Origin of the sequence: Anaerobacillus sp. MEB173 (genome assembly GCF_052119505.1) — a bacterium.
Lineage (GTDB): Bacteria > Bacillota > Bacilli > Bacillales > JBJMAU01 > JBJMAU01.
Map to the genome: position 1 here is coordinate 1 of NZ_JBJMAU010000020.1, position 23,959 is coordinate 23,959.

The 23,959-nt window shown below is 38.7% G+C and carries 25 protein-coding genes and 1 tRNA gene; all 26 read right to left on the reverse strand.

Translation table 11 applies throughout. From position 1 onward, the window contains the following. Positions 1-291: 291 nt before the first annotated feature. The 26 genes from lysS to ACJ2A9_RS20765 all read right to left on the reverse strand — a co-directional run bounded on the left by lysS (position 292) and on the right by ACJ2A9_RS20765 (position 23,945). Complete coding sequence (lysS, locus tag ACJ2A9_RS20640) at positions 292-1,794, reverse strand: lysine--tRNA ligase (protein ID WP_441423587.1); 1,503 nt, start codon at positions 1,792-1,794, stop codon at positions 292-294. 234 nt (positions 1,795-2,028) lie between these two features. After that, complete coding sequence (gene dusB, locus ACJ2A9_RS20645) at positions 2,029-3,021, reverse strand: tRNA dihydrouridine synthase DusB (RefSeq protein ID WP_441423588.1); 993 nt, start codon at positions 3,019-3,021, stop codon at positions 2,029-2,031. A 37-nt stretch (positions 3,022-3,058) separates the two neighbouring features. Next, a complete protein-coding gene (locus ACJ2A9_RS20650) occupies positions 3,059-3,262 on the reverse strand; it encodes a helix-turn-helix domain-containing protein (RefSeq protein ID WP_441423589.1) in 204 nt (67 codons plus the stop codon). Continuing rightward, positions 3,214-3,741, reverse strand: a complete 528-nt coding sequence (folK, locus tag ACJ2A9_RS20655) for a 2-amino-4-hydroxy-6-hydroxymethyldihydropteridine diphosphokinase (protein WP_441423641.1) — start codon at positions 3,739-3,741, stop codon at positions 3,214-3,216. The genes ACJ2A9_RS20650 and folK overlap by 49 nt, the downstream gene beginning before the upstream one ends. Next, entirely contained in the window at positions 3,738-4,097 is a 360-nt protein-coding gene (folB, locus tag ACJ2A9_RS20660; RefSeq protein WP_441423590.1) for a dihydroneopterin aldolase, read from the reverse strand. Before folB ends, folK begins: the two co-directional genes overlap by 4 nt. A gap of 3 nt (positions 4,098-4,100) precedes the next feature. Continuing rightward, the gene (gene folP, locus ACJ2A9_RS20665; RefSeq protein ID WP_441423591.1) at positions 4,101-4,931 is read right to left on the reverse strand and encodes a dihydropteroate synthase; all 831 of its coding nucleotides are present in this window, start codon (positions 4,929-4,931) and stop codon (positions 4,101-4,103) included. A 5-nt stretch (positions 4,932-4,936) separates the two neighbouring features. After that, positions 4,937-5,812 carry an aminodeoxychorismate lyase gene (pabC, locus tag ACJ2A9_RS20670; protein ID WP_441423592.1) on the reverse strand — a complete coding sequence of 292 codons (876 nt, stop codon included), beginning with the start codon at positions 5,810-5,812 and terminating at the stop codon, positions 4,937-4,939. Further along, the gene (pabA, locus tag ACJ2A9_RS20675; protein ID WP_441423593.1) at positions 5,797-6,390 is read right to left on the reverse strand and encodes an aminodeoxychorismate/anthranilate synthase component II; all 594 of its coding nucleotides are present in this window, start codon (positions 6,388-6,390) and stop codon (positions 5,797-5,799) included. The genes pabC and pabA overlap by 16 nt, the downstream gene beginning before the upstream one ends. 13 nt (positions 6,391-6,403) lie before the next feature. Then, entirely contained in the window at positions 6,404-7,864 is a 1,461-nt protein-coding gene (locus ACJ2A9_RS20680) for an anthranilate synthase component I family protein (RefSeq protein ID WP_441423594.1), read from the reverse strand. A gap of 315 nt (positions 7,865-8,179) precedes the next feature. Then, entirely contained in the window at positions 8,180-9,103 is a 924-nt protein-coding gene (gene cysK / locus ACJ2A9_RS20685) for a cysteine synthase A (protein ID WP_441423595.1), read from the reverse strand. Between the two features lie 110 nt (positions 9,104-9,213). Continuing rightward, the gene (gene hslO, locus ACJ2A9_RS20690) at positions 9,214-10,092 is read right to left on the reverse strand and encodes an Hsp33 family molecular chaperone HslO (protein WP_441423596.1); all 879 of its coding nucleotides are present in this window, start codon (positions 10,090-10,092) and stop codon (positions 9,214-9,216) included. A 251-nt stretch (positions 10,093-10,343) separates the two neighbouring features. Further along, on the reverse strand, positions 10,344-11,111 hold the full coding sequence (locus ACJ2A9_RS20695) for a type III pantothenate kinase (RefSeq protein ID WP_441423597.1): 768 nt from the start codon (positions 11,109-11,111) through the stop codon (positions 10,344-10,346). A gap of 186 nt (positions 11,112-11,297) precedes the next feature. Next, the gene (gene ftsH, locus ACJ2A9_RS20700; RefSeq protein ID WP_441423598.1) at positions 11,298-13,316 is read right to left on the reverse strand and encodes an ATP-dependent zinc metalloprotease FtsH; all 2,019 of its coding nucleotides are present in this window, start codon (positions 13,314-13,316) and stop codon (positions 11,298-11,300) included. A gap of 71 nt (positions 13,317-13,387) precedes the next feature. After that, positions 13,388-13,927, reverse strand: coding sequence for a hypoxanthine phosphoribosyltransferase (gene hpt, locus ACJ2A9_RS20705; protein ID WP_441423599.1), 540 nt, complete (start codon positions 13,925-13,927; stop codon positions 13,388-13,390). Between the two features lie 16 nt (positions 13,928-13,943). After that, complete coding sequence (gene tilS / locus ACJ2A9_RS20710) at positions 13,944-15,350, reverse strand: tRNA lysidine(34) synthetase TilS (protein ID WP_441423600.1); 1,407 nt, start codon at positions 15,348-15,350, stop codon at positions 13,944-13,946. Continuing rightward, a complete protein-coding gene (locus ACJ2A9_RS20715; RefSeq protein WP_441423601.1) occupies positions 15,334-15,777 on the reverse strand; it encodes a threonine/serine exporter family protein in 444 nt (147 codons plus the stop codon). Before ACJ2A9_RS20715 ends, tilS begins: the two co-directional genes overlap by 17 nt. An 18-nt stretch (positions 15,778-15,795) precedes the next feature. Next, the gene (locus tag ACJ2A9_RS20720; protein WP_441423602.1) at positions 15,796-16,551 is read right to left on the reverse strand and encodes a threonine/serine exporter family protein; all 756 of its coding nucleotides are present in this window, start codon (positions 16,549-16,551) and stop codon (positions 15,796-15,798) included. 93 nt (positions 16,552-16,644) lie between these two features. After that, the gene (locus tag ACJ2A9_RS20725) at positions 16,645-17,631 is read right to left on the reverse strand and encodes a protein kinase domain-containing protein (protein ID WP_441423642.1); all 987 of its coding nucleotides are present in this window, start codon (positions 17,629-17,631) and stop codon (positions 16,645-16,647) included. After that, on the reverse strand, positions 17,594-18,337 hold the full coding sequence (locus ACJ2A9_RS20730) for a VWA domain-containing protein (RefSeq protein WP_441423603.1): 744 nt from the start codon (positions 18,335-18,337) through the stop codon (positions 17,594-17,596). The genes ACJ2A9_RS20725 and ACJ2A9_RS20730 overlap by 38 nt, the downstream gene beginning before the upstream one ends. Before the next feature lie 116 nt (positions 18,338-18,453). Next, positions 18,454-20,952, reverse strand: a complete 2,499-nt coding sequence (gene spoIIE, locus ACJ2A9_RS20735) for a stage II sporulation protein E (protein ID WP_441423604.1) — start codon at positions 20,950-20,952, stop codon at positions 18,454-18,456. 349 nt (positions 20,953-21,301) lie between these two features. Further along, positions 21,302-21,378 (reverse strand) — tRNA-Met (locus ACJ2A9_RS20740). A 133-nt stretch (positions 21,379-21,511) separates the two neighbouring features. Then, complete coding sequence (locus tag ACJ2A9_RS20745; RefSeq protein WP_441423605.1) at positions 21,512-22,036, reverse strand: S1 domain-containing RNA-binding protein; 525 nt, start codon at positions 22,034-22,036, stop codon at positions 21,512-21,514. A gap of 74 nt (positions 22,037-22,110) precedes the next feature. Then, positions 22,111-22,491, reverse strand: coding sequence for an FtsB family cell division protein (locus ACJ2A9_RS20750; protein WP_441423606.1), 381 nt, complete (start codon positions 22,489-22,491; stop codon positions 22,111-22,113). A 13-nt stretch (positions 22,492-22,504) separates the two neighbouring features. Next, positions 22,505-23,107 carry a spore cortex biosynthesis protein YabQ gene (gene yabQ, locus ACJ2A9_RS20755; RefSeq protein WP_441423607.1) on the reverse strand — a complete coding sequence of 201 codons (603 nt, stop codon included), beginning with the start codon at positions 23,105-23,107 and terminating at the stop codon, positions 22,505-22,507. Further along, positions 23,104-23,415, reverse strand: coding sequence for a sporulation protein YabP (gene yabP / locus ACJ2A9_RS20760; protein ID WP_441423608.1), 312 nt, complete (start codon positions 23,413-23,415; stop codon positions 23,104-23,106). The genes yabQ and yabP overlap by 4 nt, the downstream gene beginning before the upstream one ends. A gap of 263 nt (positions 23,416-23,678) precedes the next feature. Beyond that, positions 23,679-23,945, reverse strand: coding sequence for an RNA-binding S4 domain-containing protein (locus ACJ2A9_RS20765; protein ID WP_441423609.1), 267 nt, complete (start codon positions 23,943-23,945; stop codon positions 23,679-23,681). Between the last annotated feature and the right edge of the window lie 14 nt (positions 23,946-23,959).

Here is a 23,959-nt window from a genome sequence, read left to right on the forward strand (position 1 = left end):
TATCTCAATAATTCGCTTGGCTTTTTTTGTTCAGTTTTCAAAGAACTCACTTTCGACATTTTACAACTTGACGTCGTAAATACTATTGCTATTTTGTCGTTTGTTGACGACTTTATTACTATAACATCATCCAAAGTCATTGTCAACATCTTAATTATTTTTTATTTCTCATCGCCATCTCGTAGCGACAAGTAATAATATATCATAACGAGTTACTCAACGCAAGATGTTTTTTATTTTTTTTATAAAAAGCTACACCTATATGAAATAGATGCAGCTTTATTTTTCTTATTACTCTTCACTAGCTTCTCGGTGACGCATTTGCGGGAATAATAGCACATCACGAATAGACGGCGAATTCGTTAGCAACATAACTAAACGATCGATTCCTATTCCTAAACCACCAGTTGGAGGCATACCATATTCTAATGCTTCAACAAAATCATCATCCATCATATGAGCCTCATCATCACCTTGGGCTCTCTCTACAAGCTGAGCTTCAAATCGTTCTCTCTGGTCAATTGGATCATTTAATTCAGTAAAAGCATTCGCATGCTCTCGGCTAACAATAAACAATTCAAAACGGTCAGTAAAACGAGGGTCCTCAGGGTTCTTCTTAGCAAGTGGTGAAATCGCAACAGGATGACCGTAAATAAATGTAGGCTGAATCAACTTCTCTTCAACAAAGTGTTCGAAAAACTCATTCACAACATGACCATACGTCATCGTTTCTTTCACCGGAACATTATGTTCTTTAGCAAGAGATCTAGCTTCTTCATCGCTCATCTCTTTCCAGAAATCAACACCAGTATGTTCTTTAATCGCATCAACCATATGAAGTCTCTTCCATTCCGGTTCAAGATTAACTTCATATTCACCATAAGTAATTGTTGTTGTCCCTAAAACTTCTTGCGCGATATGAGCAACAAGTTCTTCAGTAAGCTTCATAATATCCTTATAGTCAGCATAGGCTTCATAAAGCTCAATCATTGTAAATTCCGGGTTATGTCGTGTCGATACACCTTCGTTACGGAACACACGACCGATTTCATACACTTTCTCTAATCCACCAACAATTAATCGCTTAAGATGAAGTTCAATCGCAATACGCATATATAATTCCATATCAAGAGCATTATGATGCGTAATAAACGGACGGGCTGAAGCACCTCCGGCAATGGAGTGCATCATTGGTGTTTCCACTTCTAAATATCCTCTTGTATCCAAATAACGACGCATGGATTGTAAAATTTTACTGCGTGTCACAAATGTTGTACGAACATCAGGATTCATAATTAAATCAACATAGCGTTGACGGTATCTTTGCTCAACATCCTTTAGTCCATGAAACTTATCCGGTAATGGACGAAGCGATTTTGTAAGTAGTTGGAAGTTCGATACTTTAACAGACATTTCTCCTACTTTCGTTTTAAAAGCAACACCAGTAATCCCTACAATGTCTCCAATATCAATCGTAGTAAAAATATCATATTGCTCATCCCCAACCATATCTTGACGCACATAGATTTGAACTTGTCCTGTTAAATCTTGAATATGGGCAAATCCAGCCTTTCCTTTGCCGCGCTTTGTCATAATACGCCCTGCAATTGTTACTTCAAAGGCCTTATCTTCAAGTTCTTCTTTTGAATATTGGTCAAATTGGTCAATCATCGCTTGTGCCGTATGTGTACGTTCAAAACGTTCACCAAAAGGATCCACACCATTACTCAATAATGTAGATAGCTTTTCTCTACGCACCCGCAAATGTTCATTTAACTCCACCTCTTGACTCATACTATCATCTCCTAGATAAATCTATTTTTTAATGTATATTTCTAATCAATAAACACATCAACTTATTCCAACATTGTATCTACTATGTATAGGATAATCTTTTTTCATTTTAGATAAACAACAATCTCATTAGAAAAACTGCCAGTAGTCTACTGGCAGTTTCGCATTATGAACCGTATTATAGGTTAGTGTTAAGAAAATGTCAAATATTGATTGCTCGACCGCTTCTCAGAATCAGCTTGTTATTTCTTGTCTAGACTCTATCTCTTCAACAAAGCCATACAACGTTTGTTCAATTTGTTCTCTAGTGAGTAATTGATTCACCTGATCACGAATTTTTGCATTTCCACGCATTCCTTTTAAATACCATGCAATATGTTTACGCATTTCACGGACTGCTACATTTTCGCCTTTCAGTGCAATAAGGCGGTCTAAATGAATCATGCAAACGTCGATCTTTTCTCTTGGTGTCGGATCCTCACCAAGTTCACCTGTTTCAAGGTATTTCACAGTTTGGTAGAGCATCCATGGGTTGCCTAATGCGGCACGGCCAATCATAACTCCGTCAACACCAATTGTTTCAAGCATTCTTTTAGCATCTTGTGGTGTTTGTACATCACCATTACCAATTACAGGGATATTCACCGCTTCTTTCACTTCTTTAATAATATCCCAATTGGCATTACCTTCGTACATTTGGACACGAGTACGGCCATGGACGGCAACCGCCTGACCTCCAGCGCGCTCAACAGCTTGGGCATTACGAACAGCATAAATATGGTCTTCATCCCAACCCATTCGCATTTTTACAGTAACTGGTTTCTCTACAGCATCAACTACCGCTGAAACCATTTCATAGATTTTGTCAGGGTCAAGCAACCACTTTGCCCCTGCATCACATTTTGTGATTTTCGGAACTGGACATCCCATATTGATGTCAATAATATCAGCGTTTGTTTGCTTATCAACCACTTTCGCTGCTTCTACAAGTGTTTCACGGTCACCGCCAAAAATTTGCAAACTTAATGGTTTTTCACGTTCATCGACATATAACATACTTAATGACTTTTCGTTTTTGTATAGGATCGCCTTATCACTAACCATTTCGGCACAAACAAGACCTGCTCCAAACTCCTTCGCAATCAGTCGGAAGGCTGGATTACAAACACCAGCCATCGGTGCCAAAACAACAGGGTTTTTCATTTTAATATTTCCGATCTTTAACATCGATCTTCACCTCCAAGTTCATGTTTATATATAAAAGTCAGTCTGACATTAAGTCTTCCTTTGTAATCTTCAGTGTGCTCACAATGCGCTCGATAAGCTCCTCATCGGGAGAACGATTCCCACGCTCAACTTCACCTAAAACAGAAATAGAAATATTCAATTCTTTTGCTAACCCTTCTTGGGTGTAGCCTTTTAGCTTTCGAAAAGCCCGAATTCTCCTTCCCCACTTCGCTTCTTCCATACGTGCACACCTTCTTTATTTAATAATTGCTCGTAGATTACATCAATTGTCTTATTAAATTTCGGTAAATAGAGGTTTGGGTTTAGCTCCATTAAAGGAATGACAACAAAAGCCCGCTCTATGATTCGAGGATGAGGAATGATTAGATCATCCATTACAATATTTTCTTGATTATACACTAAAATGTCAAGATCTAAAGTTCGCGGACCCCAATGAATATGTCTTATCCTTCCAAGTTCATTTTCAATCTTCTGCGTCTTTTGTAAGAGCTCTCTTGGTGAATAGTTTGTCTGAATCTCAACGGCCATATTGAGAAATTGGTCTTGATCCTCAAAACCGACTGGATCTGTTTCATAGATTGATGATACTTTCACAATGGTAACATTTACATCAGCATCGAGCTTTTCCAACGCTTGATAAAGTAGCTGACAACGATCACCAAGGTTAGAACCAAGGCCTAAATATGCCGTATTCATTATCTCTCCCTCACAATTTCAATGGCCACAGAGTCATAATGCCCACGTATCGGGGGATCAGGCTTAATGACTTTCACTGTACAGCGCAGAATAATCGGGAACCCATTTAGCAAACTGGCTGCAATTTTTTCTGCAACTGCTTCGACTAATTTAAAAGGCGGCCCTTCAACAATCTCCTTCGTACACTCGTACACTTCCGCATAATTAACTGTTTGATCAAGCTGATCAGTCATTCCTGCTTCCTTTAAGTCTGTATCTAAAACAAGATCAACATAAAAACGCTGTCCTAGTTTTGTTTCTTCCGGGAAGACACCGTGATACCCATAAAATTGCATTCTATTTACATATATTTTATCCATAAATTATCCCTTTCCAAGCATTGCATCCATCATTTTTGCCATACGACTCATTTCTAAGACATCATGAACACGAATAATTTGACAACCACGCTCAATACCTAGGCAAATCGTGGCACCAGTTCCCTCCATACGTTCTTCTGGAGGTAAGTCCAATGTCTTTCCGATCATCGATTTCCGGGATGTTCCTAATAAAACAGGGTAGCCAAGGGCGACAACTTCATCAAGCCTTCTCATCACTTCTAAATTTTGTTCCTGTGTCTTCGCAAAGCCAATTCCCGGGTCCACAATAATTTTGTCATCGCTTACACCAGCATCATGACAAATCGCGATACTTACTTCTAAATCTTTAACAAGATCCTCCATTAAATTGCTATAGTTCGTATCGTTACGGTTATGCATGACAATGATCGGCGCACCATACTTAGCGGCAACACTTGCCATTTCAGGATCCGCTTTTGCTCCCCATACATCATTAATAATGGCAGCTCCTGCTTCTATCGATTGTCTAGCAACTTCTGCTTTATACGTATCGATTGAAATAGGAGCATCAATTTCCTTGGAAATCACCTCAACAAAAGGGATTACCCGTTCCAACTCTTCCTCAAGTGTCACCGTTTTAAATCCAGGTCTTGTCGATTCTCCTCCAATATCGATTACATCAGCACCATTCTCAATCATTTCTTTTGCATGAAGTAATGCCTGATCAATTCGATTGTATTTCCCGCCATCAGAAAAAGAGTCCGGGGTAACATTTAAAATTCCCATAATTAATGTTTTGTTACTAAAATCAAGAGTTTGCTTACCGCACTCAATTGTTTTCCTTTTCTGTATCATAACTTTTAATCCTTTCCTTCTATATCAATTCGACTCCATAGGTTCTTTTTGTACGCGTTGTAGTCATTGATTAATTGAGTTGTGACTTGTCCTGTTTTTCCTGCGAATGAAATACCATCAACAGAACACAAAGGGACGATTTCCTGAATGGAATTCGTAACAAAGACTTCCTCTGCATTGTATAAGTCTTCTTTTGTATAGTAACCCGTTTGATAAAGAATCTCATTATGCGTTAATAAAGCGAAAACAAATCTTCTTGTAATTCCATCCAAAATTCCCGTTTCAACTGACGGTGTATAAACGATACCATCTTTCACCCAAAAGATGTTTGAAACGACACCCTCAGATAGAAACCCTTTATCATTTAAGAATATCCCTTCACAGTTGAGATCAGTGCCAACTTCACGTCTACCATAAATATTATTCAAAAAATGATGCGACTTCAAACGAACGTTCCCTTCGGGCGAATTCCGTTTTGTTTTCAGAATCATTCCCTGCTTTTCGACCACTTCATTTTGTAGAGGAAGTTCTTTCATATAGACGATTGTTGTTGGTTGTTGATATGGTTCTTGTTGTAACCCTAAATGACCAACCCCTGCGGACACATTAAAACGAACATATGCATCCTTTTCAGTTAGCTTATTAACCTCTAATAAATCGTTTATGATCATTAGTATTTCAGGACGATTCATTGGCCAATCAATTTCCAGCTCTTTTAATCCGGCTCGTAAACGCTGAAAATGGTCATCCAAAAGAAATGGATGACCTTTATAAACTCGAAACGTTTCAAATAAACCTAAACCATACATAAAGCCATGTTCAAAAACAGAGATTTTAGCATCTTCCTGCTTTACAATTTCACCGTTTAGATAGATGTACATGTTTTACGCTCTCCGTAATATTCAATAAAATTTCGTAATAGTTTTTTCCCGTCTTCAGTCATAATCGATTCCGGGTGAAATTGGACGCCTTCGATTGGTAATGTATTATGACGGATCGCCATAATCTCACCTTCAGTTGTCCATGCTGAAACGGTAAAGCAATCAGGCAGTGTCTCTTTTTTTACAATTAACGAATGATAACGTGTTGCTGTGAAAGGATTTGTAAGACCTGCAAAAATGGTTTTTTGATCATGCTCCATTTCAGAAGTCTTTCCATGCATTAATCGTTCTGCTCTAATTACATCGCCACCAAATACTTGCGCAATCGATTGATGCCCTAGACATACGCCAAAAATAGGAATCTTTCCAGCAAAATAGCGAATCGCTTCCATACTGATTCCTGCTTCATTCGGACTGCATGGACCAGGTGAAATCATTAAATAAGATGGATTCAGCTTTTCGATCTCTTCAATTGTAATTTGGTCATTTCTCTTAACGATAAGCTCTTGGCCCATTTCCCCTAAATATTGGACAAGGTTGTACGTAAATGAGTCGTAGTTATCAATCATTAAAATCATAAAAATCTCCTCCTCAGCTCAACTTCTCTGTAATTTTTGTTAACTCTTCTTCACTCAACTCTTTTGCTTTCCATAATGCTCTTGCTTTTTTTAATGATTCTTTATATTCACTAGCTGGTTCGGAATCAATAACGATTCCTGCTCCTGCTTGAACATACGCTCTGCCATTCTTCGCTACCATTGTGCGAATGACAATGTTTAGCTCCATTTCCCCATTGAAACCAATCCACCCAATTGATCCCGTGTAAATTCCTCTGCGAACTGGTTCAAGTTCTTCGATAATTTCCATCGTTCTAACTTTCGGTGCCCCGGTAATTGTTCCACCCGGAAACACTGCTTCTATCACATCATACGCATCTAATCCATCGGCAAGTTGACCACGGACGTTGGACACAATATGCATGACGTGTGAATATTTTTCAATAACCATTAATTCATTAACTTCGACCGTGCCATAGCGACTAACACGACCAAGGTCATTGCGTTCTAAATCGACAAGCATGACATGCTCTGCTTTTTCTTTTTCATTTTCGATTAACGTTCTTGCTAACCGTTCATCTTCTTCGGCATTTTTGCCTCTTGACCTTGTACCAGCAATTGGTCTTGTACTAATTTCGCCATTTTTCAATTTAATCAGTAACTCTGGTGAGCCGCCGACAAACTGAACAGAGGGCGTATGCAAATACCCCATATATGGTGATGGGTTTAACTCTCTAAGCTTTTCGTATATATGAAGAGGTGGTGTCTTAAGTGTCTTAGATTGGCGAACTGATAAATTCACCTGAAACACATCACCGTTCGCAATATAATCTTGGATTTTTTTCACCGCTTGAACAAACTGCTCTTCCGGCAATGACGCTTCCCAATCATCTTCTGCCTGCAATGTTTGTACATCCCATTCCCACTTCGGCTCTTGCTTCAGCCATCCTTGCTCAAAAGAAGACAGACGGGCTTCAGCAGCTTCTCGCTGCCCTTCGTTATAGTGAGTCATTATCCATAATGTCTGTTCATGATGATCAAAGACAAATACATCATCAAATACGAGGAAGTAAAGATCGTTTGTTTCTAGATCATCAGCAGCACTATGACCAATCTTCTCAATTTGTCTTACATAATCATAGCTAATATAGCCAATTGCGCCGCCTTGAAAATCAGGATAATCTTGAACAGGTTCAGTACGATATTTGTCCATCCACTCTTTCATCAAGACAAGAGGGTTACCGGTTTTCTTTTCGACATGACCATTTTGCATAATAAACAGTTCGTTGTCTTTTCCTTCAACGATGGCCCATGGACGCAAACCTATGATACTGTATCTACCGCTCAACCCACTTTCTAATAAAACATGATGCGATTCATTCTTTGATAACCATTTATATTTTATAAACCACTGTTCAATCGAATATGGAATTTTTCTCGCTAACGAATATCGTTTCACCAGCTGTTGTGCATAACCCTGACTATGTCGTTGCAACTTACTCACACTCCTGAATCAGACAAAAGAATAGATTGACTTGTTGTTATACTTCCTTGATTAAAGTACGTACATTCAAATGATTTGAAAATCTTAAAATTAATTTTAACATTAAACGATGTTTTCTGGAAAGCAGAAGCGTTATTTCTAGATAAAAATAACAGCTCTCATCATGTTGAGAGCTGCTATCTATTGTCTAGCTGCAGCGAAGCAACTAGCTGTGTAACTTCATTGCTGCTTTGTGACAAGGAAACATACTTCGTAGTATAACCTTGTAGACACAGACGCGTCTATACAGGCGCTTCCGCTTTTTTATTAATCTTCAAATTGGTATAAAGGTGTACTTAGGTAACGCTCACCGTTACTTGGAATGATAGCAACAACTTTTTTACCTGCTCCAAGACGCTTGGCAACTTTTAGTGCTGCTGAAATGGCTGCACCAGAAGAAATCCCTCCAAGGATACCCTCTTCTTTCGCTGCACGACGAGCATATTCAAATGCTTCTTCATTCGATATTTGAATCACTTCATTATAGATATCTGTATTAAGAATTTCAGGTACGAACCCTGCACCGATCCCTTGAATTTTGTGAGGCCCTGGTTTTCCACCAGAAAGTACTGGTGAATCCGTTGGTTCAACAGCAATTACTTCTAAGTTAGGGAATTTCTCTTTAAGAACTCCGCCAGCTCCAGTAATTGTTCCACCTGTTCCAATTCCAGATACGAAAGCATCAAGTTGGTCGCCTACTTGCTCTACTAACTCTTTTCCTGTTGTAAGACGGTGAATTTCAGGGTTTGCCGGATTTTCGAACTGTTGTGGCATAAAGTAACCTTTTTCTTTTGCAAGCTCAGTCGCCTTACGAATCGCTCCACCCATACCTTCTGGACCAGGAGTTAATACAAGTTCAGCACCATATGCACGTAAAAGGTTGCGACGCTCTAAACTCATTGTTTCAGGCATTACTAAAAGCGTACGGTAACCTTTTGCTGCAGCAACCATTGCTAAACCAATTCCAGTGTTACCACTTGTCGGTTCAACAATTGTGTCACCTTCTTTAAGATTGCCGCTCTTTTCAGCTGATTCAATCATTGCTAAGGCAATTCGGTCTTTAACACTGCTTCCTGGATTGAAATATTCTAATTTTAAATAAATATCTGCATAACCTTCAGGTACTAGACGATTTAACTTTACTAAGGGTGTTTCTCCAATTAGCTCTATAATAGAATTTGCAACTCTCATGTTTATCCTCCCTCAACTTTAATACCGAGTATTTTTATTGGTTTTGTTGTTAATCTTATGTTAGCAAACCTTAAGGATACTGTCAATCATAATTTTAACTGTTTTTTCCTTTATTTTGATTCCTCATAAAGTTCTTCTAGCTCACCCTTATTAAAGTGATATTTTTCATTACAAAAGTGGCACACAGTCTCTGCTTCACCATCTTCATCGATCATTGATTTAATTTCTTCTTTCCCTAAACTAATAATCGCTTGACTAAACCGGTCTTTCGAGCAGGCGCATTGAAAAAGTACACCCATTTGATCAAGGATTTTTACATTTTCTTCCCCAAACAGTGAATAGAGGATTTCCTCTGGCGGCATTCCTGCTTGGATTAGCTTAGAAATTGGCGGCAGCTGCTGTAGTTTTGTTTCAATTAGATCAATCATTTCATCATCAGCACCCGGCATTAATTGAATTATGAAACCTCCAGAAGCTAAAATTGAATGATCAGGGTTTACAAGAACACCTACACCTACAGATGATGGTGTTTGTTCTGATGAAACGAAATAATATGTAAAATCTTCTCCTAGTTCACCTGATATTAGCGGTACACTACCTGTAAATTTCTCTCTCATCCCAAGGTCTTTGACGACCGATAAAAATCCATCTTTACCTACTGCACGAGCGACATCCAGTTTGCCGGCTGAATTTAGATCAAAATGAACGTGCGGATTTCCGACATAACCTCTCGTTTCCCCTCTCGCATTACTATCAACGATTATTTGTCCGATTGGACCGCCACCTTCTATTTTTACGGTAATTTTATCCTCACCTTTTAGCATCGCACCCATCATCGTAGTAGCCGTCATTGCTCTTCCTAATGCGGCTGAAGCTGTAGGCCATGTATCATGCCTTCTAACCGCTTCTCCAACCATATCTGTTGTTTTTACAGCATACGCTCTTACTTTCCCTTCAAAAGCTATTGCTCTTACTAAATAGTCTCCCATAATGAATTCTCCTTTTTATTAATAGTCATATTATCGTTATTCCCTAACAAATCTATACAGTTATACAAAAAAAGCGCAGGCGCCTTGCTCAGACGCGACAAGCACTGGAGGACCGACAATAAGTGTCCTGGTTTTTTGGACACGTTTGTCGGACCGAAGTGACCTCGAGCGGCTAGGCGCTGGAGCTTGAACTACAAAAAAAGCAAATTCATTATGCTGAATTTGCTTTTTCTGCATGAGAAAAAGGTATCTTACTCCTTATTCTTCAAGTATATCATTTGCAAGCCTTTTAAGGTTAAAAATGGATCGACAATATCAATGCAATTGGATTCTCTGGCAATAAGAGGGGCTAAGCCTCCAGTAGCAATTACTTTTGGTTCAACGTTTGCCTGAGCTTTCATACGATTGACGATTCCTTCGACTTGACCTACATAGCCGTAGACAATTCCGGCTTGCATCGCACTAACAGTATTTTTGCCAATAATATTACTTGGCTTTGTAATCTCAATTCGCGGTAATTTAGATGCTTGAGTATACAGCGCCTCTGTAGAAATTGAGATACCCGGAGCAATAGCTCCACCCATATATTGCTTCTCTTCATTAATATAACAAAATGTAGTCGCTGTCCCGAAATCAACAATAATTAACGGACTTCCATACAAATGGATACCTGCAACTGCATTTACAATTCGGTCTGCACCAACTTCTTTTGGATTATCATATTTAATGTTTAACCCTGTTTTAATTCCCGGACCGATTATCATTGGTTCGATATTAAAGTATTTTCTACACATTCTCTCTAAAGCAAACATAATTGGAGGAACAACAGACGAAATAATAATGCCATCGATCGCATCTATTGGAAGCCCCTTATAGGCAAATAGGTCTTTAATAAGCATACCATATTCATCTTCAGTCTTTTGGCGACTTGTCCCAACACGCCAATGATATTTTAGCTCCTCGCCATCATAAACACCGAGGACTATATTTGTATTTCCAACATCCAAAACAAAAATCATCGTTTCATCACCCAGTCATCAGATTTTACAAATAGCCATTGTAACCTTCTCTATATTTATACCATACATCGAACTCATTGCCTAAAGGAAATTATTCTAGTAGTTAGAAAATACGATCTTTTTATGCCCGTTTATGCTCTAAAATAAGAAAGATGCCTTGCTAAAAGCAAGACATCACATTCTTTATTATTTATCTTTGTTTGTATTGTCATCATTTGAATCAGACTTCACTTCTTCTTTTGTTCCTTCTGATTCTGAAGAAGACGATTGTTCTTGGTCTTCTTTCTTTGAATTAATCGTTACCTTTACACCATCTGCTGTTTCAGTTGTTGGACCATAGTCTCCACGACGAGTTGCATGATGATCTTCAGGCAATTCACCTTTATCCATTAAAGCACGAATTTGTTCTGCATCAAGTGTTTCCTCTTCTAATAAGGTTTGAGCGATTAAATCAAGCTTATCTTTGTTCTCAAGCAAAATTTGCTTACAACGCTCATAACACTCTTTAATAATTCGTTGAATTTCCAGGTCAATTTCATGAGCAATGGCATCACTGTAGTTTTGCTCATTATTAATATCACGGCCCAGGAATACTTGCCCACCTGAGCTTTGACCAAACTGCATCGGTCCGAGTTTTTCACTCATTCCATATTCAGTAACCATTTTCCTCGCTATCGTTGTTGCACGCTGGAAATCATTATGCGCCCCTGTACTTACTTCACCGAATGTTACTTCCTCAGCAACACGCCCACCGAGAAGACCAATAATCTTGTCTAACAGTTCGGGCTTCGTCATAAAGTAGCGATCTTCTTTTGGAAGCATTACAGCATAACCACCAGCTTGACCGCGTGGTACTATCGTAACTTTATGTACCATATCAGCGTTTTCAAGCCTTACACCGACAACAGTATGTCCAGCTTCATGCCACGCAACAATTTTCTTTTCTTTTTCAGATATGACACGACTTTTCTTAGCAGGACCAGCAATAACGCGGTCAATCGCTTCTTCAACATCATTCATATCGAGTTTCTTTTTGTTTTGACGAGCAGCTACCAGAGCAGCTTCGTTAAGCAGGTTTTCAAGGTCTGCACCCGAAAATCCAGGCGTACGTGTTGCAATCGTTTTAAGATTTACATCATCCGCTAACGGCTTGTTACGAGCATGTACTTGAAGTACAGCTTCACGGCCTTTAACATCTGGACGACCAACGGTAATTTGTCTGTCAAAACGTCCTGGACGTAACAATGCCGGGTCCAGAATATCAGCACGGTTTGTTGCTGCAATAATGATAATTCCTTCATTTGCACCAAAACCGTCCATCTCAACTAGCAATTGGTTTAGTGTTTGTTCACGTTCATCATGTCCTCCGCCAAGACCTGCTCCACGTTGACGACCAACCGCATCAATTTCATCGATAAAGATAATACACGGTGCATTTTTCTTCGCATTTTCGAATAAATCACGAACACGAGACGCACCTACACCAACAAACATTTCTACGAAGTCAGAACCACTAATTGAGAAGAATGGTACTCCTGCTTCACCGGCAACAGCACGAGCAAGCAATGTTTTACCTGTACCAGGTGGTCCTACTAACAAAACCCCTTTAGGAATTCTTGCACCAATAGACGAGAATTTTCTTGGGTCTTTCAGGAATTCAACAACCTCAACAAGTTCTTGCTTTTCTTCATCAGCACCAGCAACGTCTTTGAACTTTGCTTTCTTCTTCTCTTCATTATATAGCTTCGCTTTACTCTTACCGAAGTTCATAACACGACTTCCGCCACCTTGAGCTTGGCTTAAAAGGAAGAAGAACAAAATGAAAATAATGACAAATGGAATAATCGACGTAAAAAAGGTAACCCATCCACCTGTTTCTTCTGCTTGAAGAATTGTCAATTCTGCATTACCAAACTCAGGGTTTGCTGCTGCAAGAATTTGACCTACCGCTTCCTCAGTATTCGGTACATGAGTGACAAAAGTTTGACCTTCTTCCATCGTCGTTAATTGCCCTTGCACTTCATATACACCACGTGAAGGCTGCATTGTTAATGATGTGATTTGTCCGTTTTCTAAATGATTTTGGAACTCGTCATACGTGATTAATGTCGTGTCAGTCTTGGGGCCATTAAAAAAGCTGACGATCCCAACAATCACTAAGAAAATTAATAAATAAAAGACTGTATTACGAAATATACGATTCATTCCTTACCTCCTCCCGCGTACAAATAGACCTTTGATTATAGTATCATAAAAGCAGTTTTTACCACAATAAATTACCCTTCATAAATTTCAGGTTTTAAAACCCCGATATAAGGAAGGTTGCGATATCGCTCTGCGTAATCCAATCCATAACCAACGACAAAAGCATCTGGGACAATAAATCCAGCGATATCTGGCTTCAAGTCTACTTTACGCCCTTCAGGTTTATCTAATAATGTAACAATTTTCACGGTTTTTGCCTTGCGATAATGAAATAGTTTTACCAAATAGTCTAACGTTAATCCACTATCTATAATATCTTCAATAATCAGTACGTCTCTTCCTTCTACAGATGTATCTAAATCTTTAATAATTTTTACTTCTCCGGAAGATACAGTGCTGTTACCATAGCTTGAAACATCCATAAAGTCCATCTCAAGATGAATATCAATTCGCTTTGTTAAATCCGCCATAAAAGGCAATGCGCCCTTTAAGACACCAATAACGAGAGGAAAACTGTCTCTATATTCTTCTGAAATTAGTTTCCCTAATTCATTAACTTTCTTTTGGATCTCCTCTTCTGAAATAAGAACCTCTTTAATATCATTCTTCATTACGTAAATAACCTCCCTAGAACTGCTCTTTAAATGGTTGATAAGTAAGTGTTAAAAACTCTGTTGTGTTTTGTGATACGACCGCTAAGGAAGATCGCTTTAATCCTGGTATCCAAATGATCTGTTCATTCCCATCAACGACTATCGGCCAGCTGTCTCGCTCATTAAGGTTCACTTTCTCTTCAATAAATAAGCTCTTTACCTTCTTTGTACCTTTCATACCAAAGGGCGAGATTCGATCTCCAGCCTTTCTCGTCCGAACAAGTAACGGTAAGCGGACTGTATTCATGTCGCACACAAAGATATTGTTCCCATCCATTTTCTCAGGATAATGATGTATAACCTCTGAAATTATCTTTCCCTTTTGTAAGATAACAATGCCCGGAATATGTATACGATGATGATAAGAACTATCTTCTTTCATCACTTCGCTTTGAAAAGACAATGAACAATGGTCATAAGACTTTATTACCTTTAACCCTAATGGGAAATCTAATCGTCCCGAGGGATATGTATCATTAAGTAACGAAATAAATCCTTCAATATGTATTGAGGAAAGGGATGGAGGGACTTGATCATAAAGATAGTTTAATATTAGTTGAATCATTCTCCTTTGTAAAGAGATTGGACTACGATTAAACGCTTTTACACAAACAACATAGCTATTTTGACTTACCTTTAATGTCACCTTATCCAATCGCTCTGTTGCTAATTGTTCTAAGAGTAATTGATCATTTCGAAGCATTTCACTTTGTTGCTGAAATCTAACATGAACATTCGGATTCTCAGCCTTCAGAAATGGGAGAACATGGTGTCTAAAGCGATTACGTGTATAGTCGTCTCGTTCATTACTTTCATCTATTCTTGGCTCAATCTTTGACTCTTTACAATATTGTGCAATCTGATCCTTACTTATTCCTAAAAAAGGACGAATGATATACCCATTATGAAAGGGACGTTTCACCGGTATTCCAGCTAAACCAGAAGTTAGACTTCCCCTTACTTGTCTCATGAGCATTGTTTCAATTTGATCATCGCCATGGTGCGCCAATGCTAACAGATCTGCAGCGTGCTTTTCCATGACTTGAGCAAAAAAACGATAACGGCACAGTCGTGCAGCGACCTGCGAACTAAGGTGATGCTCCCTTTTATACGCATTTACATCAATTTGTTCCGCCTCGAAAAAAATCTCTTTTTCATGACAAAATTGCTGAACATACTTTAAATCTTCAAACGACTCTTCACCACGAAACATATGATCGACATGCGCAGCAATAATTGTTAAATTCCAATTGGCCTGGAGAGTCCATAAGTAATGAAGCAGCGCCATTGAATCTGGGCCTCCCGAAACTCCAATGACAATCGTTGCACCTTTCCTAAGGAGATTGTGTCGCTCGATAAAGCGGTTAACGGTTTGGTTCATACCTTAAGCCAATCCCCTTTCCAAACGAATATATTGAAAGAGCAAAGACAAGGCCTGCAGCAATCGCCCCCGCTTGAAGCATCGTCTCAATGCCAAGTTCAAGGCCACCAAGATAATTACCTTCCACAAAAGCCAGCATCGTAAAATAGGCTTTTGAACCAGGAACAAGCGGAATGATTCCAGGGATAATAAAAATTGTAACAGGTGCCCTAAATTTCTTTGCAAGAAAGTGAGACATCATCGCTACAAAAAAGGAAGCGACAACGGTTGCAAAAATCGTCGTTACACCGTATGCAGGCAGCAAACGTAAAAAAGTAAAGCCAATTGTTCCAGCTATACTGCCAAATAAAATTGCAGTCGTAGGTACATTAAATAATATTCCAAAAGCGATGGTTGCGATAAAAACAAAAAGAATTTCCAACCACATTTTTTCTCACCTTCTCCATTATAAAAATAAAGTGATCGATAAGGCGATGCCAATCGCAATCGATAATGATGTCAATGTTGCTTCTGCCCCACGACTCACTCCCGCAACTAAGTCGCCTGACATCAAATCACGAACCGCATTCGTCAGTGCGATACCAGGGACAAGCGGCATTAGTGTCCCAATAAGAACTTGGTCAACATTCATACCTACCCCGAAATAAACGAGAGCAATGGCTGTTGACCCGCCAATAAATGCCGCCATAAATTCCGCAAAGAATTTCACACGTAAATACCGTTCAAAATAGAGAAGTGAGACACTTACAATGAATCCAGCAATAAAAGCAGGAAGCATATCTCGTAAACTCCCACCGAAAATATAGGAAAATGCACCACCGGCTACACCTGAAGCAAAATGGATTAACCAGATGGGATAATTCATCGGTGCTTTTGCAATCATCCGCAAACGTTCCATTGCTTCCTCTTCTTCTAACTGACCTGCAACAAACTCCCGTGATAACTGGTTCACTAGTGTTACTTTATTTAGATCTTGCATGCGATCGTCAATACGGACCATTTGCATAAAATCATTATGTCCTTTTTCTTCAAAAGAGAGGAAGATTCCTGTTGTTGTTACAAAACTATGGACATTATTAAAGCCTGCAGCCTTAGCCATTCGTTCTAATGTTTCCTCTACCCGATATGTTTCTGCTCCGTAGGTAAGCATAATTTCCCCAGCTAAAAGGCAAATATCCATCACCTTCTCTGCTTTTCCCATCGGTTTCCCTCCAAAATTCTATGTATGAAGAGTTAGAAAGTTCACAGTTGGAAAGGTCTGCCTTATCCCAACCTACTACCTTCCAACTTTTCCCTACATTAATTGTCCAAATAAGTATAGGACATATGCTAAAAGAAGAAAAGAGGTAATTAAAAAGAACTCAACGAAACCAGACATCTTTTTCTTTTGCTTCTTTTGTTTCGATTTCCTTTGTGTACGGTTAACTCTTGAACTCGTTGATTTCGTATTTGATCTGCTCGTTGATGTCGTTGATCCGATAATAGCTACAAGATCTTTACGCATCTCCTGTGCTCCGGTATATTTCCCTTGTAACGCTTTTAAGAGCACATGACGATAAGGTACTAGACTCGGTTTGGCTTCAATTGCCGCTTTTAATTGCTTAAGGCCCCCTTCTCCCTTTTTTTGAAAACGGGCAGGATAGCTACAATTTATCATTATCATTGCTACGGCAAATAGATCATATGAGGGCTCCGCTTTACGTAACCCAAGCCCCCAATAGCCACGATCATAAAATTCAGTATACTCTTTTATTGAACGGCCAATGAGTGTAGTACCGCCAACATCTAACCAACGTATACGGGCAGGGGGGCCGGTCACCAGTAAATTATCTGGTTTTAAATCACCAAATGCCCAACCTGCTTGATGTAATCGATCTAAGTCTCCAAGTAATTGAACCATTAAAATTCCAATCCATTCCACACCTTTGTTCGACATATACATCAGAAGTTCAGTCCCTTTTAAATATTCCATCGCATAGAAGGGAATCGTCCCTTGGGGTGTAACCCAATCATCAACATCAAGCAAAGAAGGTCCAAGGATTTGTCCTTGGACCTTGGAAAAGTGTTTCAAAACGTTAACTTCAGACGTTATGGACATACCATTTTCACTTATTTTTAAGGCAACGAAGCCATTGACTGATTCTGCTAAATAGACAGTACCAGTTGCTCCATACCCTAATCGCTTCAAAATTTTATATGGTTTTTTATTCCATTTCCCAAGAATTTTTGTGCCTGGTTGTAGATTAGCTACCGAACTCTTCGTAGTATCGTTCATCCTCATCACGGGAAATCAAACTCCTTTTAGAGCTAGTTTTTGAAAACTTTTGTAAAGCAAGCTGAAGTGCAGGTCCAGTTGGTGTTATCCCACCAGAAGATAACTTATGGAATATATTCATAATAGAATCCAACTTTGGTGTCCAATCTAATAACTTATCAACGTCTTTTCGCTTCCCAGGAAATGAATAGAGCGAAAAGAGATTGCTGCCTATTCTTGAGCCAAGACTAATCGATAAGTCGGTTAGTGCTTCTTGAACCATCGGTAGTTTATTATTCATACTTGCACTTGTATCGACAAGGATAAGTACTTCTAAATCTACAGTTTCCCCAAGCTCATCAACAACTTCCATCACTTGGCCTCGCTTATCAGGAGGTAAATCCTCCATTTCCTGCTCGTCACCAAGTATTCCTTTTAATTCTCGATTGATCACACCATGCAGTGTTTGCGTCATTGCTTGCCGGGTAACCATTTGCACTGTTTTTGCCAGTTGTTTCGTATAGACAACCTGGCTAATTCCACCACCAGACAATGCAATATTCTTTATTTCATCAATTCCTTGTTGGCTTATAGGATTGTTTTCTAAAACACCGATAACATTTACTGTAATTCCCTGCTCTCTGGCTAATGCAGCAATCGCGACGGGATCTTCACCTTGATTTGAACAACCATCAGTAATTAACAGGATTTGCCTAAGCGTTCCTTTGCCCATAAAAACTTCCCCTCCATTCAGTACAGATGTTACCATCATTAACCAAATAAAAGGGGAATATACGTCACACCTATAGCAATATAAGAAACGTTTGCAAATGTCTTACTGTAAGTCATTTATTGCGCTTTCTTACGAAGAATCTTTTTCGGCTTATATGTCGGAATCGCTGCCCATTTTGGTGTGTTACGCTTAATTTGCGCCACAACGATGGTCATATCATCCTCAATTTGTCCGTAGCCTGTTCGAATCACCTTCTCCATAATTAAGTCAGCTACTTCTTGCGGATCATTTGTATTAATTTCCGAAATAACTCGCTTCATCCATGCTTCTTTGTTTTCAACATTTTTCGGACCGTCAAAAATACCGTCACTCATCATAATTAACAGGTCACCAGCTTTTAACTGCTCCTTGACGACATCAACATCAAACTCCTGCAAAATACCGATTGGTAAATTATTCGCCTGGATCATTTTGACTTGATCTCCCCGCTTAATAAAGCTTGGGATCGAACCAACCTTCAAAAACTTCGCAGAAGCGTCATGTAAATCAACCATCGCTAAATCCAGGGTTGAAAAGATTTCATCTGTTGTTCTGAGCGATAAGATTGAGTTAATCGATTTAATCGCTACTGTTTCTTCAATACCTGATTGCAAAACCTTTTGAAGCAACTGCAATGTTTCATTACTTTCTAGATGAGCTCTTTCCCCATTACCCATTCCATCACTAATGGCCAATGCATACTTTCCAGATCCAAGCTCCATCATTGAATGACAATCCCCTGAAATCCATGCTCCTCCTTTCGCTGCATTGGCAACCCCTGTTTCAATTACGAATTTTTTTGCTGAACAAAATGATACGTGGTTATATCCATTTGGATAAAATTCAGGTTCCTCCTTTTTTACAATAATTGTTTCCTCAAAAATATCTGAGAGAATTGGTGCAATGACTTTCTCTGCCTCACCATGCCCGCTATTATAGGAGAGACTAAGCTCAATATCAATATTTCCTTCCTCAAGCCTGTATATATCAATATGGCCTACTTCAATACCTGCTGATCGGAGTACATCTAAAATTTGCTCTTCTTGATTATAATGAGCCTCTCTTTCTCTTTGAATTTCCTTTGCAAAATCCCCCATTACTTGAGAAACACCAAGCAATTGGTCGGCAACTATTTTTCTGCTTTCTAGTACTTGCTGCTTCAATTTTTTACTAACCTGATAGTGTCCAAGCTCTTGCTGAATCACTAAGGTTACTTTTTCAGATTTAACACAGTGTCTTGACCAGTCTGAGGCAAGCCGCTGATTTCTTATTTGCCCGTTTTGCTCTGTTTCTATCATAATTTGGTGCATATAATCATACGTAGTGGAAAAATTCCGTGTCCAGCATTGGTCTTTTTTAAAGCACGATTGACATGTTTTTTCTGTTACATTACTTAAGAAGTAATCGATCTCCCTGTCCTCATCTATTTCTTCAAGATTAGTAATATTAGGATTGGAAAAACTATTTGAAAGTGTGTAAAACAGGTGTGAGAATTGTTCAACTCTTCCCGCAGTAATATCACGTATTTTACGTAAATATTGTTGCTGTTCTTTTGAATGCTCAGGTGTACCAGGAATATAGCGTGACAGTTTGGCAATGAGTGATTTCGGCGTCAGTAAAAACAGTCCAATCGCAACGACTGACTCCATGACGGTAATCATTAATACTTGATTTCCTTCCCCATATAAGCCAATTAACAATGTCCCAACAAGAAGACCCATACTTGCGCCTAGTTTCTTCCCTTCTTTCAACAGTCCACCTAACAAACCTGAGAAAGCAAGCAAGCTCATCTGATAGAGGCTTAATACATTGGCCAAACTTAAAATAAGGCCTGTGACAACCCCAACAGTGGACCCTATCGCAGCTCCTCCAACTAATGCAAACAGCAATACAAGATACCTGGCTAATATGTGCTCAACGGTTAGATCATACACCATCCATCCAATCGTACCGGTCATAACTGATGCTAATAATATAATGAGACAAACAATCTCTTCATTTTTTAAAGGTTGCTGCAGTTTTTTCATTGTAATTAATGGAACACTTTGCAGGAAGATCATCGTTAAAATAAAACTTAATCCAGCTTCAACTCCTGCCATCATCCATGCATAGTTTGTAACTTCACCTTGAATAATAAATGTCGTCGCTATCCTGGCACTAAAACTCGCCGCAAAAACAACAAATGGCAGCACTTTCACAGTTTTGGCCTTTGTCTTACGAACAAGTCGTTGCATAAACAAGTAAATAAGAATAGCAGCAACGACAAACCAGCCTGTTTCAAACACATTGGTTAGTGCTCCTGCAAACAAAGCAACTGCTGCTACTCCAACTTTCTCTTTCTTTAATGCATATACTGCTGCAAAAAACGGTAAAATGAAAGGCGTTATTTCAGACAAGATCATAGCTCGTCCAAGTAAAAAACCAACTACAAATAATAATAATCCCCATTGATGCAACACTGTATCAAGTAAAGTCTTTGTTCGTTTACTTATTTGAGAAGTTAACATCTGGGTCCGTTCCACTATAATCGATCCACGCATAGGTTCAATCACACCCTTTGTTACTTTTCTTATCATTGTTTGCACCACCCGTTATTTTATCGTGACTCTATTATAAACAGGTTGTCCATTCAATTTTTGTCAAAACAACAGAGTGATAACAAAAAAGTGTTCGACGGCTTTCTGTATCCAATGTCAAAATACTGTCAATCCTTCAATAACTCGGGTGTCAATAACCTCAGTTCCCAACATATTTACAAGAGTAAACTCGAAATTGAAAGATATCTTTTTGAATAAAATTTCTTTTCAGGACATAAACTTGGGAGTTTAGAGTTTAGAATTGAATGTGGGTAATAGCGGGAGATTTTAGAAAAATAAAATAAAAAACCTACATTCCGATTGGAACATAGGTTGGTTTATGTATTTATGGTAGCGGCGGAGGGGATCGAACCCCCGACCTCACGGGTATGAACCGTACGCTCTAGCCAGCTGAGCTACACCGCCATATTCTTAACGACAAGATTTATATTACAAGAATAATTCAATGTCGTCAACATATTTTTTAATAATAAAATAAAGCACTCAACTAATGAGTGCTTGTCCTTACATTTATATATTCCATAAGTGAGCAGCAAGTTTATCCTCGTCTAGCACCTCGACCTCCACGCTTTGATTCTGTTTGACGCTTAAGGGTTGATAAACGATCTTCGCTGTCTTTTAAGAAACGAGCCATTTTATCTTCAAAAGACATGGCTGTTGGACGTGCATTATTGTTGCGCTGTCCTCCTGAACGCTGTCCACCCGAACGAGGTCCTCCTGAACGCGGTCCTCCTGAACGAGGTCCAGAAAAATTCCCTTGGCCTTGACCGTCTTTGTTGAACGGACGAGGTGGGCGTTTTTCAAACTTTCGCTCTTCTTGAGGCGGGCGCTCTTTTGCTTTTCTGATGGATAGGCCAATCTTCCCATCCTTTTCGACATTAATAACCTTTACATCAACTTGGTCACCAACTGTCAAAATTTCATTGATGTCTTTTACATAATTATCAGCGACCTCACTGATGTGGACAAGGCCAGTTGTACCATCTGGCAGCTCAATAAATGCTCCAAAATGTGTAATGCCTGTTACCTTTCCTTGCAACTTGCTGCCTACTTCAATCGACATGTAGAAATTGCTCCTCCTTAAAAATCTTCAAAATTTATTTTTGTTTTCATTATAACTGATTTTGAAATCGAGTGTCAATCTGATGAAGAAGGGGGCAATTTAAAAATCGTTTCACCAGGCTTTGATAAAAAATAATCTCTACGGGCAATTTCTGCTATATATTCTAGGTCATTGTAATTTTCGATTTCTGTATAAAGATCGCGTTCGATTAACTGTAAACCAACCAACTGCTCTTCCAGGTGCATCAGCTCTTGTTCTTTCTCATGTAGAATTGATGCTTGTGAATGAATCGTAACTATTGCAAATACTGCGATTATCGTAACAAAGATGCTTAATGCAGTGAGACGTCGGACTAATCCTCTTCTTCTTTTTGCTCTAAGATCTTCATGGCGTTCTTGGTTGTTTATGTAAGAAGAGTTAATTTCTCTTACTTTCTTTTGTCTTGCTGCAACCATTTCGACTTCACCCCTATTTGTCCTTAAAAGTAAACCACTTTCTCACTACATTCTTCATCTTTATAAAGAAACCTGCTTTATTTTTTAAATATTTCAATTTTTCTTTCGGTACAAATCGCCAAAATACTCTAGATAGCAATCTGCCAATCCATAAAATTGGGATATAGATACATTTCCAAAGAAATAAAAGCACGGATAACAGTAGCGATATCAACATCATACATAACGAATATAAAAGTTTCAATAACAATTTGGTAGGATTTACAATAAAGACAAATATTAGTTTTTTGGTGAATCGATATGTGAGGATTGCCGTTTGTATGACCTTTTCTAGCAAACGTTCATAAACATTTTGAAGAAGCGCCTTGTACGCTGAAAAACCTAGCATCAATGCCAGTAAAATGTAAAAGCGCATTTCTCCTTCATTGACCAGTAGTAACATATAAAAAACAAAAAGGGCTTGAACGATCCAAAACAGGCAGTCATTAATTATATAGACCCAACGATACCACTTTCGATTACGAACAAAACGACCATAGGTATCGATGGCAAGTCCTAACCATATTCCCATAGCCGTCATGACCAACATCGTGTTAAGCTGAACAGTTAAGCTCACTTGAATAACTTCCCAAAGAATCCTTTAGATTTATCATCATGTTGTTGATCAAGGTAAACTAGATCATAAATCTTTCCTTCAATTGAAACTAAGCCCTGTTCAACGTTTAAGTTTTTCATATGCAAATTGTGACCTCTTATGGCCAAAAACCCCATTTCTGTTTCCAGTAGAAATTCTTCATTATCAAAGCTCTCTACCTTTTTTACACCTGTTATATCAACTGCCTTTCTACCGCGCATTGTTATATCATGTTCCTTTGTGTGTCTTTCTCTTCCCATAGGCATCCCAAATTCATAATGGTTATCCATTTTATTCGGCCTCCTTATATTGAACTCACAATAACTGTGTCAACATCGTCTTTAGTTCATTTTTATGAGAGGAGGTCAAAGATTAGAACAAGCCTTTTAATTTAGAATTTAGAATTTAGAGTTTAGAGTTGGTATAAGTAACTCATGGAAGCCTTTTTGAATAACCCTAAAGCAATAACTAAAACAAGGTACTCGATGTCGGTGAAAGTTATTCGGACATCGAGTACCTTATTTAGTATTAACGGGCAGTGTGTAATTCTTAATTATTGTTCTAGTCGAATTGTTTCTTCTTTTACGATTGAATACATCGTTCCCGCTTCTTCCTTCCGCGTTGATTCTTTCAATTGCTCAACAGTCACGGTTACAACCTTTTGGCCAAACCGAATTTCGATTTCATCTCCCGGCTTTACAGTTGAACCTGCTTTGGCAACTTGTCCATTAATTGAAATACGGCCTTTTTCAGCAACCTCTTTTGCCAATGTTCTTCGTTTAATTAAACGTGACACTTTTAAAAATTTATCAATTCGCACAATCTATCACTCCC

What these genes read in the sequence shown, in the direction of transcription:
- ACJ2A9_RS20725 (WP_441423642.1), bottom strand. Translation starts at nt 17,631, where the DNA reads ATGAGGATGAACGATACTACGAAGAGTTCGGTAGCTAATCTACAACCA.
- tilS (WP_441423600.1), bottom strand. Translation starts at nt 15,350, where the DNA reads ATGAACCAAACCGTTAACCGCTTTATCGAGCGACACAATCTCCTTAGG.
- folP (WP_441423591.1), bottom strand. Translation starts at nt 4,931, where the DNA reads ATGATACAGAAAAGGAAAACAATTGAGTGCGGTAAGCAAACTCTTGAT.
- ACJ2A9_RS20695 (WP_441423597.1), bottom strand. Translation starts at nt 11,111, where the DNA reads ATGATTTTTGTTTTGGATGTTGGAAATACAAATATAGTCCTCGGTGTT.
- spoIIE (WP_441423604.1), bottom strand. Translation starts at nt 20,952, where the DNA reads ATGATAAGAAAAGTAACAAAGGGTGTGATTGAACCTATGCGTGGATCG.
- folB (WP_441423590.1), bottom strand. Translation starts at nt 4,097, where the DNA reads ATGGATAAAATATATGTAAATAGAATGCAATTTTATGGGTATCACGGT.
- ACJ2A9_RS20715 (WP_441423601.1), bottom strand. Translation starts at nt 15,777, where the DNA reads ATGTGGTTGGAAATTCTTTTTGTTTTTATCGCAACCATCGCTTTTGGA.
- ACJ2A9_RS20730 (WP_441423603.1), bottom strand. Translation starts at nt 18,337, where the DNA reads ATGGGCAAAGGAACGCTTAGGCAAATCCTGTTAATTACTGATGGTTGT.
- ACJ2A9_RS20750 (WP_441423606.1), bottom strand. Translation starts at nt 22,491, where the DNA reads ATGGTTGCAGCAAGACAAAAGAAAGTAAGAGAAATTAACTCTTCTTAC.
- pabC (WP_441423592.1), bottom strand. Translation starts at nt 5,812, where the DNA reads ATGTACATCTATCTAAACGGTGAAATTGTAAAGCAGGAAGATGCTAAA.
- dusB (WP_441423588.1), bottom strand. Translation starts at nt 3,021, where the DNA reads ATGTTAAAGATCGGAAATATTAAAATGAAAAACCCTGTTGTTTTGGCA.
- ftsH (WP_441423598.1), bottom strand. Translation starts at nt 13,316, where the DNA reads ATGAATCGTATATTTCGTAATACAGTCTTTTATTTATTAATTTTCTTA.
- hpt (WP_441423599.1), bottom strand. Translation starts at nt 13,927, where the DNA reads ATGAAGAATGATATTAAAGAGGTTCTTATTTCAGAAGAGGAGATCCAA.
- lysS (WP_441423587.1), bottom strand. Translation starts at nt 1,794, where the DNA reads ATGAGTCAAGAGGTGGAGTTAAATGAACATTTGCGGGTGCGTAGAGAA.
- yabP (WP_441423608.1), bottom strand. Translation starts at nt 23,415, where the DNA reads ATGGATAACCATTATGAATTTGGGATGCCTATGGGAAGAGAAAGACAC.
- cysK (WP_441423595.1), bottom strand. Translation starts at nt 9,103, where the DNA reads ATGAGAGTTGCAAATTCTATTATAGAGCTAATTGGAGAAACACCCTTA.
- hslO (WP_441423596.1), bottom strand. Translation starts at nt 10,092, where the DNA reads ATGGGAGACTATTTAGTAAGAGCAATAGCTTTTGAAGGGAAAGTAAGA.
- ACJ2A9_RS20650 (WP_441423589.1), bottom strand. Translation starts at nt 3,262, where the DNA reads ATGGAAGAAGCGAAGTGGGGAAGGAGAATTCGGGCTTTTCGAAAGCTA.
- pabA (WP_441423593.1), bottom strand. Translation starts at nt 6,390, where the DNA reads ATGATTTTAATGATTGATAACTACGACTCATTTACGTACAACCTTGTC.
- ACJ2A9_RS20720 (WP_441423602.1), bottom strand. Translation starts at nt 16,551, where the DNA reads ATGGGAAAAGCAGAGAAGGTGATGGATATTTGCCTTTTAGCTGGGGAA.
- ACJ2A9_RS20745 (WP_441423605.1), bottom strand. Translation starts at nt 22,036, where the DNA reads ATGTCGATTGAAGTAGGCAGCAAGTTGCAAGGAAAGGTAACAGGCATT.